This window comes from Pararhizobium mangrovi (assembly GCF_006516965.1).
GTDB lineage: Bacteria > Pseudomonadota > Alphaproteobacteria > Rhizobiales > Rhizobiaceae > Pararhizobium_B > Pararhizobium_B mangrovi.
The window spans coordinates 134,214-150,960 of sequence record NZ_VHLH01000008.1 but is presented as its reverse complement, the minus strand read 5'-3'; the positions used below and the strand labels follow the sequence as shown (position 1 = coordinate 150,960).

12 protein-coding genes are annotated in these 16,747 nt (G+C 63.8%); 7 read left to right on the top strand and 5 right to left on the bottom strand.

Annotation, left to right across the window (positions count from 1 at the left end; translation table 11 throughout):
• Positions 1-266: 266 nt before the first annotated feature.
• Positions 267-2,153: a DUF882 domain-containing protein gene (locus tag FJU11_RS06820; protein ID WP_181408078.1), complete on the bottom strand. Its 1,887-nt coding sequence runs from the start codon at positions 2,151-2,153 to the stop codon at positions 267-269.
• A gap of 239 nt (positions 2,154-2,392) precedes the next feature.
• Positions 2,393-4,015, bottom strand: coding sequence for a sigma-54-dependent transcriptional regulator (locus FJU11_RS06815; protein WP_141166279.1), 1,623 nt, complete (start codon positions 4,013-4,015; stop codon positions 2,393-2,395).
• Between the two features lie 196 nt (positions 4,016-4,211).
• On the opposite strand from FJU11_RS06815, the gene FJU11_RS06810 reads away from it, so the two are divergent.
• Positions 4,212-6,053 (top strand): M3 family oligoendopeptidase, encoded by a 1,842-nt coding sequence (locus FJU11_RS06810; protein WP_141166278.1) that lies wholly within the window; start codon positions 4,212-4,214, stop codon positions 6,051-6,053.
• A 401-nt stretch (positions 6,054-6,454) separates the two neighbouring features.
• Here FJU11_RS06810 and FJU11_RS06805 read toward each other — a convergent pair whose 3' ends face one another.
• Entirely contained in the window at positions 6,455-7,306 is an 852-nt protein-coding gene (locus tag FJU11_RS06805) for an HNH endonuclease signature motif containing protein (RefSeq protein WP_141166277.1), read from the bottom strand.
• Between the two features lie 203 nt (positions 7,307-7,509).
• On the opposite strand from FJU11_RS06805, the gene FJU11_RS06800 reads away from it, so the two are divergent.
• The 6 genes from FJU11_RS06800 (at position 7,510) to FJU11_RS06775 (ending at position 14,082) form a co-directional block, all read left to right on the top strand.
• Complete coding sequence (locus FJU11_RS06800) at positions 7,510-8,952, top strand: homospermidine synthase (RefSeq protein WP_141166276.1); 1,443 nt, start codon at positions 7,510-7,512, stop codon at positions 8,950-8,952.
• Between the two features lie 120 nt (positions 8,953-9,072).
• Positions 9,073-9,465 carry a hypothetical protein gene (locus FJU11_RS06795; protein WP_141166275.1) on the top strand — a complete coding sequence of 131 codons (393 nt, stop codon included), beginning with the start codon at positions 9,073-9,075 and terminating at the stop codon, positions 9,463-9,465.
• A gap of 167 nt (positions 9,466-9,632) precedes the next feature.
• Positions 9,633-10,697, top strand: a complete 1,065-nt coding sequence (gene hemH / locus FJU11_RS06790; protein ID WP_141166274.1) for a ferrochelatase — start codon at positions 9,633-9,635, stop codon at positions 10,695-10,697.
• A gap of 82 nt (positions 10,698-10,779) precedes the next feature.
• On the top strand, positions 10,780-11,889 hold the full coding sequence (locus tag FJU11_RS06785) for an SPFH domain-containing protein (RefSeq protein ID WP_141166273.1): 1,110 nt from the start codon (positions 10,780-10,782) through the stop codon (positions 11,887-11,889).
• A complete protein-coding gene (locus tag FJU11_RS06780; RefSeq protein WP_141166272.1) occupies positions 11,890-12,396 on the top strand; it encodes an NfeD family protein in 507 nt (168 codons plus the stop codon).
• A 54-nt stretch (positions 12,397-12,450) separates the two neighbouring features.
• Entirely contained in the window at positions 12,451-14,082 is a 1,632-nt protein-coding gene (locus FJU11_RS06775) for an outer membrane beta-barrel protein (protein WP_141166271.1), read from the top strand.
• A gap of 20 nt (positions 14,083-14,102) precedes the next feature.
• On the opposite strand, the gene FJU11_RS06770 is transcribed toward FJU11_RS06775, so the two are convergent.
• Entirely contained in the window at positions 14,103-15,311 is a 1,209-nt protein-coding gene (locus tag FJU11_RS06770) for an OprO/OprP family phosphate-selective porin (RefSeq protein ID WP_181408077.1), read from the bottom strand.
• Between the two features lie 317 nt (positions 15,312-15,628).
• The gene (galU, locus tag FJU11_RS06765; RefSeq protein WP_141166269.1) at positions 15,629-16,513 is read right to left on the bottom strand and encodes a UTP--glucose-1-phosphate uridylyltransferase GalU; all 885 of its coding nucleotides are present in this window, start codon (positions 16,511-16,513) and stop codon (positions 15,629-15,631) included.
• Positions 16,514-16,747: the final 234 nt, after the last annotated feature.

The window sequence follows — 16,747 nt, the reverse complement described above, 5'->3', positions numbered from 1 at the left end:
CTACGACAAGCTGGCAAGGAACTTTCTCGCCGCCGTCGCTCTCGCATCGGCAAGACTGTGGATGCGAACTTATGAGTCCACTACCTAGAGCATTTCCAGCCAAAGCGGGATCGCTTTGGCGTCGGATACTGCGACAAAACAAAGAACTGGAGCATTCCCGGTGAACCAGAGTTCACCGGGAATGCTCTAAGCACTCTCTTCACGAAGAAACGAGGCCGATGTGATGACACCGGCCTCGATCTCGTGACGCATTGTGTGACGCCGGTTCAGTTCCGGGGGAAATAGACCCGTACGGCCGCAAAGCGCTCCGGATCGATGGTCCTGCCGTTCGATCCGGTCGACGCGGTCGCGGCCGGCAGCCGGCTCGTGCGCGTCGAAGCCCCGGTGACCTCGCGTTCAGTATGCGCATTCTCGCGTGCCATAGCCCACTGGGCGACCGCCGCAGCCGTGAGTAGCTGCCCGTTCTTCCCCTGCCTTGCGGCGGATCGGTTCACCCGGCCGCCACGTACGGCCTCCACTGAGGCATCGGGTCGATCCGCTTCGATCCGGGATTTCGGTTCCGGCATCGCCGGAGCGAAGCTCGCGCTGGCGATCTCGCCTTTCGCGAGCGAAGCGATGCGAATCTCGCCGTCGCGCAGGTGCCGCTTGCCCGCTTCGGCGACGGCCGAAGGCGTGGGGCTTGCCGGCCGCGCCTTCACCTTCGGCGGGAACGCGGGAAGCCGCGAGGCGTCGTCGTCGTCCGCTTCGATCGGCGAGGCAAAAGCCGTCAGCATCGGCCGGTCGCCGGGCACCGGCATGAAGCCGCGCGAACCCTTGGTTTCCGGAGCCTCGGTTTCAGCCTCGTCGGCCGGCATGTCCACATTCGCCTCGGCAATCAGCGCCGCCGTGGCGTCCGCGGCGTTGTCCACGCGCTTCACGCCTGGTTCGCTGGGTGACGTATCGCCGGCCGGCCGAATGCCCGGCACCGGCACCGCATAGGCAAGGAGATCCGCATATCCGCCGGCGCTTTCGGCCTCGCCGGCATCCGCCTCGGCCTCGTCGGTGTCATCCGCCGGAGCCGCACTCGGACCGAGCGAAGGCGGAGCGCCCGGCGTCATGGCGACCGCTTCGGCTGGCTGAATGCCCGCCATCGCCACGGCAATGGACGAACGGCCCTGTTCCGGCCGCGAGCCCGGCAACGGCGCGTTCTTGGCTCCCGGAAGGGAAACGGGCGCGCTGGCGATCTCGGTCGGCGCGCGGGTCGTCGTGCCGCGCGCGGCCATCGCGCGGGTTTCGATCTGGTGGAGTTCAGGATTGGCCTGGACCGTATCCCCCGCATCGAGCTGCTTGTCCTTGTGGCGCCCGAAGAGTGCGGCGAGCAGATTGTGCGATCCGCCGCCATCGTCGGCGCTACCGCCCGCAACGGCGATAGAGCTGCCGGTCACGCGCTGCTTGTAGGAGGCGAGCGCCTGCTGATAACCGGAAAGCGGCTTGCCGCTCGGCGGCAGGTGCAGCGTCTTTCCATCCGGGAAAAGCTTGACGAGCTGGGTGCGCGACATGCGCGGCCAGGCACGAACCCAGCCGGTATCCATGTGCACGAACGGCGAACCGGAATTCGGATAGTAGCCGACGCCGCCGACCTGGAACTTCATGCCGATCTCGCGCAGCGTCGAAAGCCTGACGTCGGGAATGAAGAAGTCGACCGCCTTGCCGAGCGTGTGCTGGCTCTGCTTGGCGACGCCCGAGGCGCGCGAACGGCCGCGCAGCATGGCGTTGGTCTTGCCGGTGCGATAGCCGCAGATGATGTTGATGTAATCGTTGGAACCGCTCTTCTGATAGACCTCCCAGAGGAGATCGATCATCCGCGGATCCATCTTGATTTCCTTGTCCTCGCGCCAGTCGCGAAGGATGTAGTTCAGCTTCTGCAGGCCGGAGGAAATGTAGCGTCCGTTGCGCTTGTAGGCGATGATCGCCTTTTCGCCGGTATGGACGTTGACGACCTTCAACGAGCGGGTCGCGGCGAGCGCCGGGCTCTGGCAGACCAGTCCGAAACCGGCACAGACGAGCGCCAGGAAGAAGACGAACCGAAGGAAGGAACGGCCGGTTCGGCCGATGGAATTTTCCCGCGCACGCCGGCACGGCGGCGCATTGCCGATCGTGGTCTCGAAATCCACCAATGAAGGTCCCCGCACGCCGAGTTCGCGTTCCGTGGCTCACGGCATGACCAAAAATTACGGTCACACAATGACATCCCCGCCACTACCGTGACGAGGACTATAGTATAGTGAACGCCGGCTTAACAAGAACTAAACCAGAAACGGCTTTCGGCCGCCGGACCGCTTCGGCGAACGAAGAAAAGCCTACTTTAGACTTGACGACGGACGGGAAGCCGCCGGAAGGCGGCAAGACCGAGCTACGCGACGCGTTCCGGTTCGGGGTCGGCAGGATCGATCGCGTACTCCTTGAGCTTGCGGTAGAGCGTCGAACGACCGATGCCGAGGCGGCGCGCGACCCGGCTCATCTGCCCGTCGTAGAACTTCAGCGCGAAACGGATCGCGTCCTCCTCGATCTCGGCGAGCGGACGCACCTGCCCATCCGGTCCGAGCGGGGGGATGGCATCGCCGCGACCGGCCTCCGGCTCGCCCGTGCGCGCCAGCAGTTCCTCGGTTTCCGGTGCCACCGAGGGCGCGTCGGCAATGTGCGCCTCGTCTTCGGCAAAGGTGATGCGGCTTGCCGCCGGCCGCTTCGGCGCCGCCCGGTCCTCATGCACCGGTTCGGCGGTGGCAACGACACGGAACGTATTGCCCGCCTCGCGCACGTCGTAGGCGGGAAGCTGCGCGGCGATCTGCGGAAAGAGGTCGGGCGTCAGCGCACGTCCCTCGCCAAGAACGATCGCCCGATAGAGCGCGTTTTCGAGTTCGCGGGTGTTGCCCGGCCAGTCGTAGGCCGTCAGGAGCGCCATCGTCTCCGGCAGCACGCGTGGCGCGGGATTGACCCCCTGCTGGCCCGCGAAGCGCTCCACGAAATGGCGCACGAGCGGGGGGACATCCTCCTTGCGTCGCCGGAGCGCCGGCACGAGGATCGGGAAGACGGCGAGGCGGTAATAGAGGTCCTCGCGAAAGCGGCCCGCCTTCACTTCCGCGATCAGGTCCTTGTTCGTCGCCGATACGATGCGGCAGTCGACCCGGGTGACGCGCTTGGCGCCGACCGTCTCGATCTCGCCCTGCTGCACCGCGCGCAACAGCTTCACCTGCGCCCCTGTCGGCAGTTCGCCGACCTCGTCGAGGAACAGCGTTCCGCCGTCGGCCTCGGTGAACTTGCCCGGATGGCGCTCGCCGGCGCCGGTGAAGGCGCCCTTCTCGTGACCGAAGAGAACGCTTTCGACGAGGTTTTCGGGGATCGCGCCGCAATTGACGGTGACGAAGGGCTTCGAGCGGCGCTCGCCCGCCCCGCCGATGGCACGCGCGATCATTTCCTTGCCGACGCCCGACTCGCCTTCGAGCACCACGGGAATGGTCGAGGCGGCGGCCCGTCGGGCAAGCTCAAGCGCACGCTCCATGGCCGGGCTCGCGGAGACGATGTCGCGGAAACCGCCGGCCGCGCTGCCCCGGCCGGCTCGCCCGGAACCTTCCTTCCGGTCGAGCCGCATCGCCGCGTCGATGGCGCTTTGCAGCCGCTTCGGCGAGACCGGCTTGACGACGAAGTCGAAGGCGCCGGCGCGCATGGCGCTAACGACCGTATCGATGCCGCCCTGCCCCGTCTGGACGACGACCGGCGCGGTGATCGCGCGTTCGCGCATCTGGCCCATGACGGCGAGGCCGTCCATGTCGGGCATCAAAAGGTCGAGCACAACGACGCCGATCTTCGTGCCGGCCCGTGCGAGTTCGACCATCGCCGCCTCGCCGCCGTCTGCGAGGATCGCCGTATGGCCCGCTTCCTCCACCGCATGGCGTAGGAGCCGGCGCTGAACGGGATCGTCGTCCACGACGAGCACGGTCGTGCCTTGGGATGTGGGCTTGCGTGTTCCTGTCGTCATGTCTTTAGCCGTCCCCGCCCGCTTCGCCCCTTGTTCTCGGGTACGGGCTTGTTCACAGTGGCCGACAGTCTCACGGACGCGACAACATCCCCTTGCGGGAAAGCCTCGCATTTTAACGGAGGTCTTTTCGCTGGGAAAAAGTCGCGCGCGCCCTAGCCTTCGTTCACACGTGCATCAACGACAAAGAGGTCCTTCCATGCGTTCCTTCCGCCTCGAACCGGCAATCGCGTCTTCACCAGGCGAGGCTGCCGTCGCCCGCGACGCCGGCCTTACCGATCTGCCGCGGTGGAACCTCGACGATCTCTACCCCGGCCGCACGAGCGAGGCGCTGAAGGCGGATTTCGAGCACATCGATCGCGAAGCCCCCGCCTTTGCGGAACGCTGGAAGGGCAAGATCGAGGAAGCCGCGCGCTCCGGGCGGCTCGGCGAGGCGATCGCCGAATACGAAGCGCTGCAGGAAGTCATGGGCCGCATCGTCTCCTATGCCGGCCTGACCTACTTCTCCGATACGACCGATGCCGGCAACGCCAAGTTCTTCGGCGACACGCAGTCGCACATTACCAACACCAGCGCTAACCTTCTCTTCTTCGAGCTCGAACTCAACCGCGTCGACGACACGGTCGTCGACCAGGCGATCGAGGAGGATGCGACCGCACGCCGCTACCGCCCGTGGATCGTCGATCTGCGCCAGGACAAGCCCTACCAGCTCGAGGATCGCGTCGAGGAACTCTTCCACGAAAAGACGCAGACCGGCCGAGGCGCGTGGAACCGGCTCTTCGACGAGACGATGGCCGACCTGACCTTCGAGATACTAGGCGAAAGGCTGACGCTGGAACCCGCGCTCAACAAGCTGCAGGAACCCGACGAGCCGACGCGCCACGCCGCCGCCGACGCGCTGACGAAGACCTTCCGCGAAAACCTGCGCACGTTCACGCTGATCACCAATACGCTCGCCAAGGACAAGGAGATCGCCGACCGCTGGCGCGGCTTTAAGGACATCGCCGATTCCATGCACCTCGCCAACCGCGTCGAGCGAGAGGTCGTCGACGCGCTGGCCGCCGCCGTACGCGAGGCCTATCCGCGCATTTCGCATCGCTATTACGCCATGAAGGCGAAATGGCTCGGCATGGACAGGATGAATTTCTGGGACCGTAACGCGCCGCTGCCCGACACGCCGCAGACGACGATCGGCTGGGGCGATGCGCGCGAAACCGTGCTCTCGGCCTATCGCGGGTTCGCGCCGGAAATGGCCGACATCGCGGGCCGTTTCTTCGACGATCGCTGGATCGACGCGCCGGTCGCTCCAGGCAAGGCACCGGGCGCCTTCGCGCATCCGACCGTGCCGTCGGCCCATCCCTATGTCCTGCTGAACTATATGGGCAAGCCGCGCGACGTGATGACGCTCGCCCACGAACTCGGCCACGGCGTGCATCAGGTGCTGGCGGCCGACCAGGGCGCGCTGATGGCCTCGACGCCGCTGACGCTTGCCGAGACGGCATCCGTCTTCGGCGAAATGCTGACCTTCCGCGCCCTTCTCGACCAGACGTCCGACGCGCAGGAGCGCAAGGCCATGCTCTCCCAGAAGGTGGAGGACATGATCAACACGGTCGTGCGCCAGATCGCCTTCTACGAGTTCGAGCGCAAGGTGCATACCGCACGCCGCGAGGGCGAGCTGACGTCGGAGGACATCGGCAATCTCTGGATGTCGGTGCAGGAAGACAGTCTCGGACCGGCGATCAAACTCTCCGAAGGCTACGAGACCTTCTGGGCCTACGTCCCGCACTTCATCCATTCGCCGTTCTACGTTTACGCCTACGCCTTCGGCGACTGTCTGGTGAACTCGCTCTACGCCGTCTACCGGAACGCCGAGAGCGGCTTCCAGGAGAAGTATTTCGAGATGCTGAAGGCCGGCGGCACCAAGCACCATACGGAGCTTCTCGCACCCTTCGGCCTCGACGCGTCGGACCCGGCGTTCTGGAGCCGCGGCCTTTCGATGATCGAGGGCATGATCGACGAACTCGAAGCGCTGGACCGGTGATCCGTCGGCCGGCGTCTTGATCGCACAAGGATGGAACTGATGGCGACCAATCGCCGGTAATTCCGAACCTATCAGAGTCTAGTGCAACCGGACCACTACGGCAGATCCAATCGCGACGTACTGACGGTGCTCGATGCCGGCTGCAGCAAGGGGCCGACCGATATCGGTCTAGGTGCAAGCCGGCTTCACCACGTTCGACAGCGTTCTTTTAGCATGCATGCATAACGACTGTACTGCCGAGATCGGCTTCCTTGCACGCGTTGAACAGATTGGCCAAGCGGAACCACTCGCTCGCCTTCCACGCGCTCGTTACATCGGCCCAGACAGGGGGATTACTGCTTCACGGCACTCGTTCTACATAATGCGCTGACGTATGCATCTCGTTTTAACGACACTACGTGTTACCGAATCTTTGCGTCTTGTCCTCGCCAGATCTTGTTTCTCTTAGCCAAATTGCAGGAAACATCCCGATTTAAACTCGCCGACTTTTCGGTAATCCCCATTTTGAAAAGGCTAAGGCCTGATGTGCTTTCGGATTTTATCGTAAAATCAGTGGCACTAATACTGAAAAGGTTCTTGTCGAACATTCTGTGATGATTGGCGCATAGAACGAGACCGTTATTGACGTTATCACTACCGTCACACGAAACAGCGACTATATGTGCCGCTTCCAAGCATTGCCGCACCATGCAACCGCAGACACAGCACCCTCCTCCTCTCGCAAGAACATCCGCTCGAAAACGCCGATCTCGACGTTTTCGGCGAGCGTTTTCAATTGCACGGACGTTTGATGTACATACATCGTCATATCTCGATGAATCTGTAGAAAATTTTAGTTCATTAATATACTCAATGAATCTGTTTATTTCGATATTTCTGACTTTTTCGTCCCGAGAACGGCTTTTATCCATCAATTCATCTATGGAAAAACTCTTTATTGATTCGTTTTCGGATATCAAATTCTCCGGGAGAAATTGGCCTTCTCGAAAGTACCCTTCTTCATAGGCCGATTTCTCATTATTTAGTTTCCCCAAGTAAGGTTTGTGGTTCTGTCCATTGAATACAAAGCAATACGGACCGAAAATTAACTGATAATTTGGAACGTTTTCCCAAATATTCGGGTCGCCACCGTTACCGAACTGGATCAAAAAATTTTCAGGATTTAATCCGAGCCGCTCCGATAGGTTGTCAACCGTAGCTTCTATCTTCTCACAATACTCGTCGGTAACGCTTAAATTGCCGATCTCAACCAATACTTACCCCCTTCTATTCCACTTCCCCTGCTCTACCACATGAGCACAAGTTTCATATGAGCAAGTCAGCAATCCTGCGATTGCATGAATAGCCCTTCAACTCGAAAAATAAATTTTTCCGATGCGAGGTCGAAGGTTAGCGCCTTAGGGCGGGGATGGTAAAGAACGCGCATAAGGACGTCTCATTGAGAAGGAACGACAGCATGAGCGACCAGTCTCACCCGGTCCACGGCACCATCACCGGCCCGATCGTCATGATCGGCTTCGGCTCCATCGGTCGCGGCACCCTGCCGCTGATCGAGCGGCACCTCGAATACGACAGGAACCGCATGGTCGTCATCGATCCGAACGAGGACGAGACGGGCCTTCTCGCCGAGCACGGCGTGCGCGTGGTCGGCACGAAGCTGACGCCGGAGAACTACCGCGAGACCCTATCGTCGCTTCTCACCGAAGGCGATGGGCAGGGTTTCTGCGTGAACCTTTCGGTCGACACGTCCTCCCTCGACATCATGACGCTTTGCCGCGAACTCGGCGTTCTCTACATCGATACGGTCATCGAGCCCTGGACCGGCTTCTACTTTGACCGCGGACGCGGCAACGCCGATCGCACGAACTATGCGCTGCGCGAGACCGTGCGCAAGGAAAAGGCCGCGAACCCCGGCGGCACGACCGCCGTTTCCTGCTGCGGCGCCAACCCCGGCATGGTGTCCTGGTTCGTGAAGAAGGCGCTCGTCGATCTCGCACACACCATCGATCTCACCTTCGAGGAGCCGGAAGCGGACGACCGCGAGGGCTGGGCGCGCCTGATGCGCGACGTCGGCGTGAAGGGCGTGCACATCGCCGAGCGCGACACGCAGCGTACGAAGAAGCCGAAGCCGTTCGACGTGTTCTGGAACACCTGGTCGGCCGAAGGCTTCATTTCCGAGGGGTTGCAACCCGCCGAACTCGGCTGGGGAACCCACGAAAAATGGATGCCCGACAACGCGAAGGAGCAGCAGGCGGGCACGAAGGCGGCGATCTTCCTGGAGCAGCCCGGCGCCAACACGCGGGTGCGCACATGGTGCCCGACGCCAGGCGCGCAGTACGGCTTCCTCGTGACCCATAACGAATCGGTTTCGATCGCAGACTACTTCACGCTGCGCGAGGGCGACTCGGTTACCTATCGGCCGACGTCGCACTATGCCTACCACCCGGCCAACGACGCGGTGCTCTCGCTGCACGAGATGTTCGGAAACGGCGGCGAGCAGCAGCCCGTTCTCCACGTGCTCGACGAGGATGAGCTCGTCGACGGCATCGACGAGCTCGGCATCCTCCTCTACGGCCACGAGAAGAACGCGTACTGGTACGGCTCCCGCCTTTCGCTCGAAGAAACGCGGCTGCTCGCGCCCTACCAGAACGCGACCGGCCTTCAGGTCACTTCGGCCGTGCTCGCGGGCATGGTCTGGGCGCTCGAAAACCCCGAGGCGGGCATCGTCGAGACGGACGAGATGGATTATCGGCGCTGCCTGGAGATCCAGCTTCCCTATCTCGGTCCCGTCGAGGGGCACTATACGCAGTGGACCCCGCTCGACGGTCGGCCGAACCTCTTCGAGGAAGACCTCGACGAAGAGGACCCCTGGCAGTTCAGGAACATTCTCGTCCACTAAGGGTTTCGCGCTCAGGTGGGGTCGCGACCGATGGAGGCAAGACTTCGTTCGTGGCCCTTCCAAACGAGACAGTTACCGCGAGGCTGAACGGATGTTCCGCCCCGTTTTCGGAGAGATTATATGAATCGTGCAGGGGTTTTCGCAGGTCTGATGGGCCTTTCCGTGGCGCTCAGCGGTTGCATGTCGATGACCGATACCGGGGCGCCCGGTCCGGACTACGCGGCGGAACGGGGCGTCGAGGGAAGCTGGGTCGATGACAACGGGATCGTCTCGACCTTCCGTGACGGCCGCTTCCGCACGATGACGACCGACACGAACACGGTCATGGCGACGGGCACCTATTCGCGCACGGGCGACGATCTCGTCCAGATCGACATGCATTCGCGCGTCAGCAACCGGGACGCCAGCGTCAACTGCGCACAGGTCGCGCCGAACCAGCTCAACTGCACGTCCGACAGCGGCGCGCAGTTCGTGCTCGAGCGTACCAACGCCCCGCTCGGCCGCGTCGGCTGAGTTTCGATCGGCGTCCGCCGCGCGGCGGATGCCAAAGCCTCGGTCTTGCGGATACCGGTCCGGGCACCATCGTGATGCCGGCCGGTCCCTTCGATGATTGAATCCGCTCCCGGCGGCCTTATGTTGCCTTCGAGTTCGAAAGTCCTCGCCGGCCGCCGGAGCCCTTGATGAACCAGCACGCCACCGTTTCCCGTACGGGCCCCGCCCCGGCCGACGCGACGCCTGCCGACCATCCGCGCGTCGCTTGCGGCAAAGTCGGCGTCCTGCTCGTCAATCTCGGCACGCCGGACAGTCTCGATACGCCGGCGATGCGCCGCTACCTGCAGGAATTCCTCTCCGACCGGCGCGTCATCGAATGGCCGCGGGCGCTATGGTACCCGATCCTGCACGGCATCATCCTGAACACCCGCCCGGCGAAGAACGCCAAGGCCTACGAGACGATCTGGAACCACGAGGCGGGCGAAAGCTACCTGCGCACCTATACGCGAAGCCAGAGCGAGCAGTTGGCGAAGGCGCTTTCCTCGCATCCGGAGATCGAGGTCGACTGGGCGATGCGCTACGGCACGCCGTCGATCGCCGAGCGCATGAACGCATTGAAGGACGCCGGCTGCGAACGCGTTCTCGTGTTTCCGCTCTATCCGCAATATTCCGCGCCGACGACCGCGACGGTGAACGACAAGGCATTCGAGGCACTGCTTGCCATGCGCTGGCAGCCAGCATTGCGCACCGTCCCGCCCTATCACGACGATCCGGCCTATATCGAAGCGATCGCCGGCTCGATCGAACGGCATCTGGACACGCTGGACTGGGAGCCGGAGGTGGTGCTGACCTCCTTCCACGGCATTCCCCAGTCCTATTTCCGCAAGGGCGATCCATACCACTGCCAGTGCTGCAAGACGGCACGCCTCGTCCGCGAACGTCTCGGATGGCCGGAGGAGCGGCTGATGATCACCTTCCAGTCGCGCTTCGGGCCGGAGGAGTGGCTCCAGCCCTATACCGACAAGACTGTCGAGAAGCTCGCGCAGGAAGGTGTGCGGCGCATCGCCGTCATCAACCCCGGTTTCGTGTCGGACTGTCTCGAGACGCTGGAGGAGATCGCCGTGCAGGCGCACGAAAGCTTCGAGGCGAATGGTGGCGAACATTTCACGCATATTCCTTGCCTCAACGACAGCGAAGCCGGCATGGCGGTGATCGAAAGCGTCGTGCGACAGGAATTGCGGGGCTGGGTCTGACGCGCGGCATCCCGGTCACGGATCGGGCTACCCGCGGCCAGATGCACGGAACCCTGCGAACGCGCCCTTCGGGAGGAAACGCATGAACCTGCCATTTACCGGCTTCGACGTCGTGGTCGTCGTCTTCGTCGTCCTCGTCATCGCGATCCTGATGGCCAGCATCAAGACCGTGCCGCAGGGCTTCGCCTACACGGTCGAGCGCTTCGGCCGCTATACCAAGACGCTGGAACCCGGCCTTCACGTCATCGCCCCGTTCATCGATCGCCTCGGCGCGCGGCTGAACGTGATGGAACAGGTGCTCGACGTTCCCACGCAGGAAGTCATCACCCGCGACAACGCCAGCGTCTCGGCCGACGCGGTCGCCTTCTATCAGGTGCTGAACGCCGCACAGGCGGCCTATCAGGTGAAGGGGCTGGAATACGCCGTCGTCAACCTGACCATGACGAACATTCGTTCGGTCATGGGCGGCATGGACCTCGACGAGCTTCTCTCCAACCGCGACACGATCAACGACAAGCTCGTGCGCGTGGTCGACGAGGCGGCGCGGCCCTGGGGCATCAAGATCACGCGCATCGAGATCAAGGACATCGCACCGCCGCGCGACCTCGTGGAATCGATGGCACGGCAGATGAAGGCCGAGCGCGAGAAACGCGCGCAGGTTCTGGAGGCGGAAGGTTTCCGCAACGCGCAGATCCTGCGCGCCGAAGGCGCCAAGCAGTCGGCGATCCTCGAAGCCGAAGGCGAGCGCGAGGCGGCCTTCCGGGAGGCCGAGGCGCGCGAACGCCAGGCGGAGGCGGAAGCGATGGCGACACGGGCCGTCTCGGACGCGATCGCCGGCGGCGACGTGCAGGCCATCAACTATTTCGTGGCCCAGAAATACACCGAGGCGATGACGGCGATCGGCACGGCGAAGAATCAGAAGATCGTGCTGATGCCGATGGAGGCGTCCGCGCTGATCGGTTCGCTCGGCGGCATCGGCGCGATCGCGCGCGAGGTCTTCGGGACCTCCGGATCCGGCAACGCCGCGCACGAGGACGAAGAACCGCCTCGCCAGGACGGCATGCAGCGCACGGCGAACGCCGCCCGATCGACGGGACCGGCGGTCCGCCGGAACCAGGGCGGAACGACCGATCCGTGGAGCGCCTCTGGACGCAGTGGCGAACCGTTCGCCGCACCGAAGGACAAAAGCTAGATGATCGACATGCTGATCCGCCAGCTCGGTCCATGGAGCTGGTGGGTTCTCGGTTTCGTACTGCTGATCGCCGAAGTCGTGGTTCCGGGTGTCTTCTTCGTCTGGATCGGCGCGGCGGCGATCGCCATCGGCGCGGTCTCGCTGCTGCATTGGGACAGCGTGTGGTGGACGTGGCAGATCCAGTTCATCGCGTTCGCGATCCTCGCCTTCCTCGCCGCGCTGGTCGGGCGGCAGGTCATGGCCGGCCGCGAGCAGGACACGGACGAACCGCAGCTCAATCGCCGCAGCGCCGGCCTCGTCGGCCGTACGACGACGCTGACCGACGCGATCGAGAACGGCCGCGGTCGCATCCGGCTCGACGACACCTACTGGACCGTGGCCGGCCCTGACATGCCCACCGGCACGCCGGTGACGGTGACGGCTGCGAAGGACCGGGAACTGACCGTCGAACGCTCGAAGCGCGCCTCGGACGATGCGCAGAGCGCGCCGGCGCAAACGAAGCCTTAACCCTGCGTCTTTACCGTTTGAAAAGCATGATCGCTCTTCAAGCACCGGACGCCGATGTTTTCCGCCAAGCCCGATACGCGCAATCGCCCGCGCCGGCCCAGACGTCTTGCGTCCCTTGCCGCGACGATGCTCGTCCTTGCCGCCCCCGCCTACGGGCAAACGGCGACGGATGCCGCCGACACCGCGGGCACGAGCGACACCTCCGGCACGAACGACGCCACGGACGCGATCGACGTCGGGAATACGAGCGGCACGGCTGATACGAATGGTTTAGACAACTTTTCGCTCGCGGGCTCGAACTTGCAAGACGACGGGACGCTGCGCGGCCTGCTCAGCGACGACGCCGCTCCGCTCGACACCAATCAGGACAACGGGACGACGGATGCCGTCGCATTACCGCCGGTGCCGAGCGAGCCACCTGCCGAGCCCGCTCCCGTCCAGAGCCGCGAAAACGCCATCTCCGGAACGGCATCGCCGAACTATCGCGGCGATCTCGGACGACTGAACCGACCTGAAAATTCGATCGCACCGCGCGGTACGCCGCCGCCGGACATCCCGCTCGACCAGGCGCCCGGCATCCGCCGCGGCGTCTTCGTGCTGCGTCCCGAGATCACCCAGTCGATCGGCGCGGAAAGCCGCAAGCTCGACGGCCGGAAGACGAGCCGCATCTATTCGCAGAGCGAGATCGACGCGACGCTTCTTGCCGACTGGGGTCGCCGGACGCTGACCGTCGAAGGGTCGGGGATCTACCAGAAGAATATTTCCGGCGATGGCGCGACGGAACCGAGCGCCTCGATCGACGCCGATTTCGCGCTCGACCTCGCCGAAGCGACTACGGCGGACTTCACGGCCAATTACGATTTCCGTCGCGAATCGGTCACCGACGAGAACGCCGTCGAAAATGCCGAACGACAGGCGACGATCCAGACCATCGGCGGCGGTGCCAAGATCGCGCGCGAATTGGCGAAGCTGCGCGGCACGCTCGCCGCGCATGTCGACCATACGGCCTATGGCGACGTGAAGCTTGCCGACGGCACGACGCTCTCGCAGGACGATCGGGATGCGCTTTCGGGCGAAATCGACACGCGCGTCGACTATCGTCCGTCGGGCGTGCTGACGCCTTTTCTCCAGGCTTCCTACGAGCGCAAGCGCTACGACCAGCGGGTCGACGATGCCGGGTATCGGCGCTCGTCGAACACCTATCGGCTGGAAGCCGGCGTGAACGCGGATTTCGGGGAGAAGCTCGGCGGCGAACTGGCCACGGGCTACGTGCTGCGTCGCTTCGAGGACGATCGGCTTTCCGATCTCGACGGTCTGGCGCTCGACGGCAGCGCGCGTTGGTCGCCGCATCGCGGCACGAACATCTCGCTCGATCTCGCGACCCGGCTGGAAGACGCGACGGCAGCCGGGCGCAGCGGGCCGATCACCTATTCGCTCGCGACCACGCTCGAGCAGCAGGTGCGTTACGACGTCGTCGCCACCCTTTCGGCCGGCTATCTCCGCCGTAACTACCTCGCAAGCGAGGTCGCCGACGAGAATGCCTATTCGCTCGGGCTGGGTGTGCGCTGGTACCTGACGCACGACCTCGCCATCGACGCGGAGGCGGCCTACGCCGTCACGCGGCCAGAGCATGGCGAGGGCGACCGCGAACTGAGCGCCACCCTCGGGCTGACGGCCCGCCGATAGGCGGACCGCCCCGTTGCAACTCAGTAGATGTAGGAAAGCCTGAGAACCGCAGCGTCGATCGAGGAATCGTCACGCGGGCCGCTCGTCACCTCCGTATGGGTGACGTCGCCGGTCACGCGGATCTGGCTCGACAGATACCAGTTCGCGACACCCGATACGGCGACTTCCCGGCCTGCACTTCCGCCGGCATCGTCGAGATCGAGAAAGCTCAGCCGGGCACCTACCTGCACGGCACCCGTTCCGCCCTCGAAGAAGGAACTCGTCGGGTCGACCTTGCCGAAGCTGCCGGAGGCGGCCGAATAGGGCCGCGTATCGTCCGTCAGGAAGGCAGCGGCAAACACGTAGCCGCCGTAAAGCGTGCTGTCGCCGCGCATACCGTCGTCCTGTTCGGCGACGGTGAATTCCGACTGCAGCGAGAACCGGCCGCGTTCGGCGGCGAACTCGAAGTTCGTCGCGAAATAACGACCCGGATCCGCGAAGGTACCCGTCGAGATCGGCGTCGGCTTGACGAGGTAGGAGCCCGAACCGCCGCCGTAGCTCGTGGTGTTGTCGAAGCCGTCGCGATAGGTCATGCCGAGGCCGAAATGGATCACCTCGTCGTCCGTGGCGATCGGGGCGAAGGTGGCCCGTCCGGTCACGCCCGTGCCGTTGCGGCCTAGATCGTCGTGGTTGAGGTCGGCGAAGAACACACCGCCCGAAAGGCTGTAATGGTCGGTGCCGTAGATCAGCGCCGCGCCGACGTTGTTTGCCGGAACGAGGGCCGCGTTGAGACCCGCCTCGGCAAAGGTTTCCGAGCGCGAGCCGATCATGTCTTCGAGACTGAACGGCTCGTCCTGCTGGCCGAGCTGCACGGTCAGTTCGTCGGTGATGTCGTAATTGACGAAGAGATAGGTGAGCGGCGCGTCGTCGTTCGCGAAGTCGACGGTCAGCAGCCCGCCGAACGCGTCGTAGTCGAAGCTCGCATAGATGCGGGCGCGGCGGAAATCCGTGTCGCGGTCGAGATCGGTCCCGAACGCTCCGTAGGGATCGGCATCCGCCGAACCGATGTCGAACTGGATGAACGGTGCGATCGTGACGTTGCGTTCGGATGTACCGAAGCGAAGGTAGTTCTGTTCGGCCAGCGGCTTGCTGGAGCTCTGCTGCTTGGTCATGTTCGACTGGGCGTGCGCCGCACCACAGCTTGCGATCGCGCAAACGGCAACGCACGCGGCCATGCGTGTCTTTATCATCATCGTCTCCGGTAAAGCCGGCCGAGCGTGGTTCCGCGCGTCGACCATGAAGGGATTACGCGGAGACCCCCGCCCCACGCGTGGCGTGAGGGGTGCCAGTATCCGGGCGCCGGCACCATGCCCGCGCCCGCGATCTCACGCTGGCGTGAGCGGATGAAGTGCATATCAGCAACGGGTGATGCCGGCAGGCAACACCCCCATGTCGGCAGCCGGGCCGTCCGCCGGCAACGGCCGGCCCAGCATCAGGCCGTCCGCCTCCATTATGGCGGGTACGTCGATGCGCCCTCCCCCTCACGCGAAGGGAGAGGCTGACCGGTTCAGCTGTTGCTGATGAGCGCGCGCAGGTCCGCTTCGACCTTCGAGCGAATGTCCTCGCGGTCGAGCGCGAAGGCGACATTGGCCTTGATGAACCCGTCCTTCGCTCCGCAATCGAAGGTGTTACCCTCGAAGCGATAGCCCGCGAAGCTCTGGGTTTCGGCAAGCCGCAGCATCGCATCCGTGATCTGGATCTCGCCGCCCGCGCCGGTTTCCTGCTTTTCGAGAAGGCCGAAGATTTCCGGCTGAAGGATATAGCGCCCGTCCAGGAAGAGGTTCGAGGGTGCCGTTCCCTTCTCCGGCTTTTCGACCATGCCGGTGATACGGAAGCCGCCGTCGAGTTCTTCGCCGACGCCGACGATGCCGTATTTGTGCTCTTCGCCCGGCTCGCATTCCTCGACCGAAAGGATGTTGCCGCCGGTCTTCTCGTAAAGCTCCATCATCCCCGCAAGGCAGCTCTTTTCGGACTGCATCACCATGTCGGGAAGGAGCAGTGCGAACGGCTCGTCGCCGACGATGTTGCGCGCGCACCATACGGCGTGGCCGAGGCCGAGCGGGTCCTGCTGGCGGGTGAAACTCGTCTGGCCGGCGCCGGGCTGCAGCTTCTTCAGCCGGTCGAGTTCCTCGGTCTTGCCGCGCTGCTGCAGCGTCTCGTAGAGCTCGACCTGCGCATCGAAATAGTCTTCGATGACGTCCTTGTTGCGCCCGGTGACGAAGATCAGCTGCTCGATACCGGCCTCGCGGGCCTCGTCGACCACATACTGGATCACCGGCTTGTCGACGACGGTGAGCATTTCCTTCGGCACGGTCTTGGTCGCCGGCAGGAATCGGGTTCCGAGCCCGGCGACGGGGAATACGGCTTTGCGAACGCGCTTGTGCTGAGTCATTCGGCTTCAATCCTGTACGTCTGCGATAGGCCGGCCCGCTTCGCGCAGAACGCGTCAGAAAGCGGTCATCTTCTTATGCTTGTGATCGAATTGCACTGCAAGTCGGGCGAGGCATGGTAAAGGGTTTGTTGACGTTCCTCCTTTACGGTCCGTTAGTGAGGCGGCACGGGGGCAAGCGCTATCGAATGCCCACCCCGGCCCGGAATCGTCCGGTGCCGAACCGCCGTGATCGTG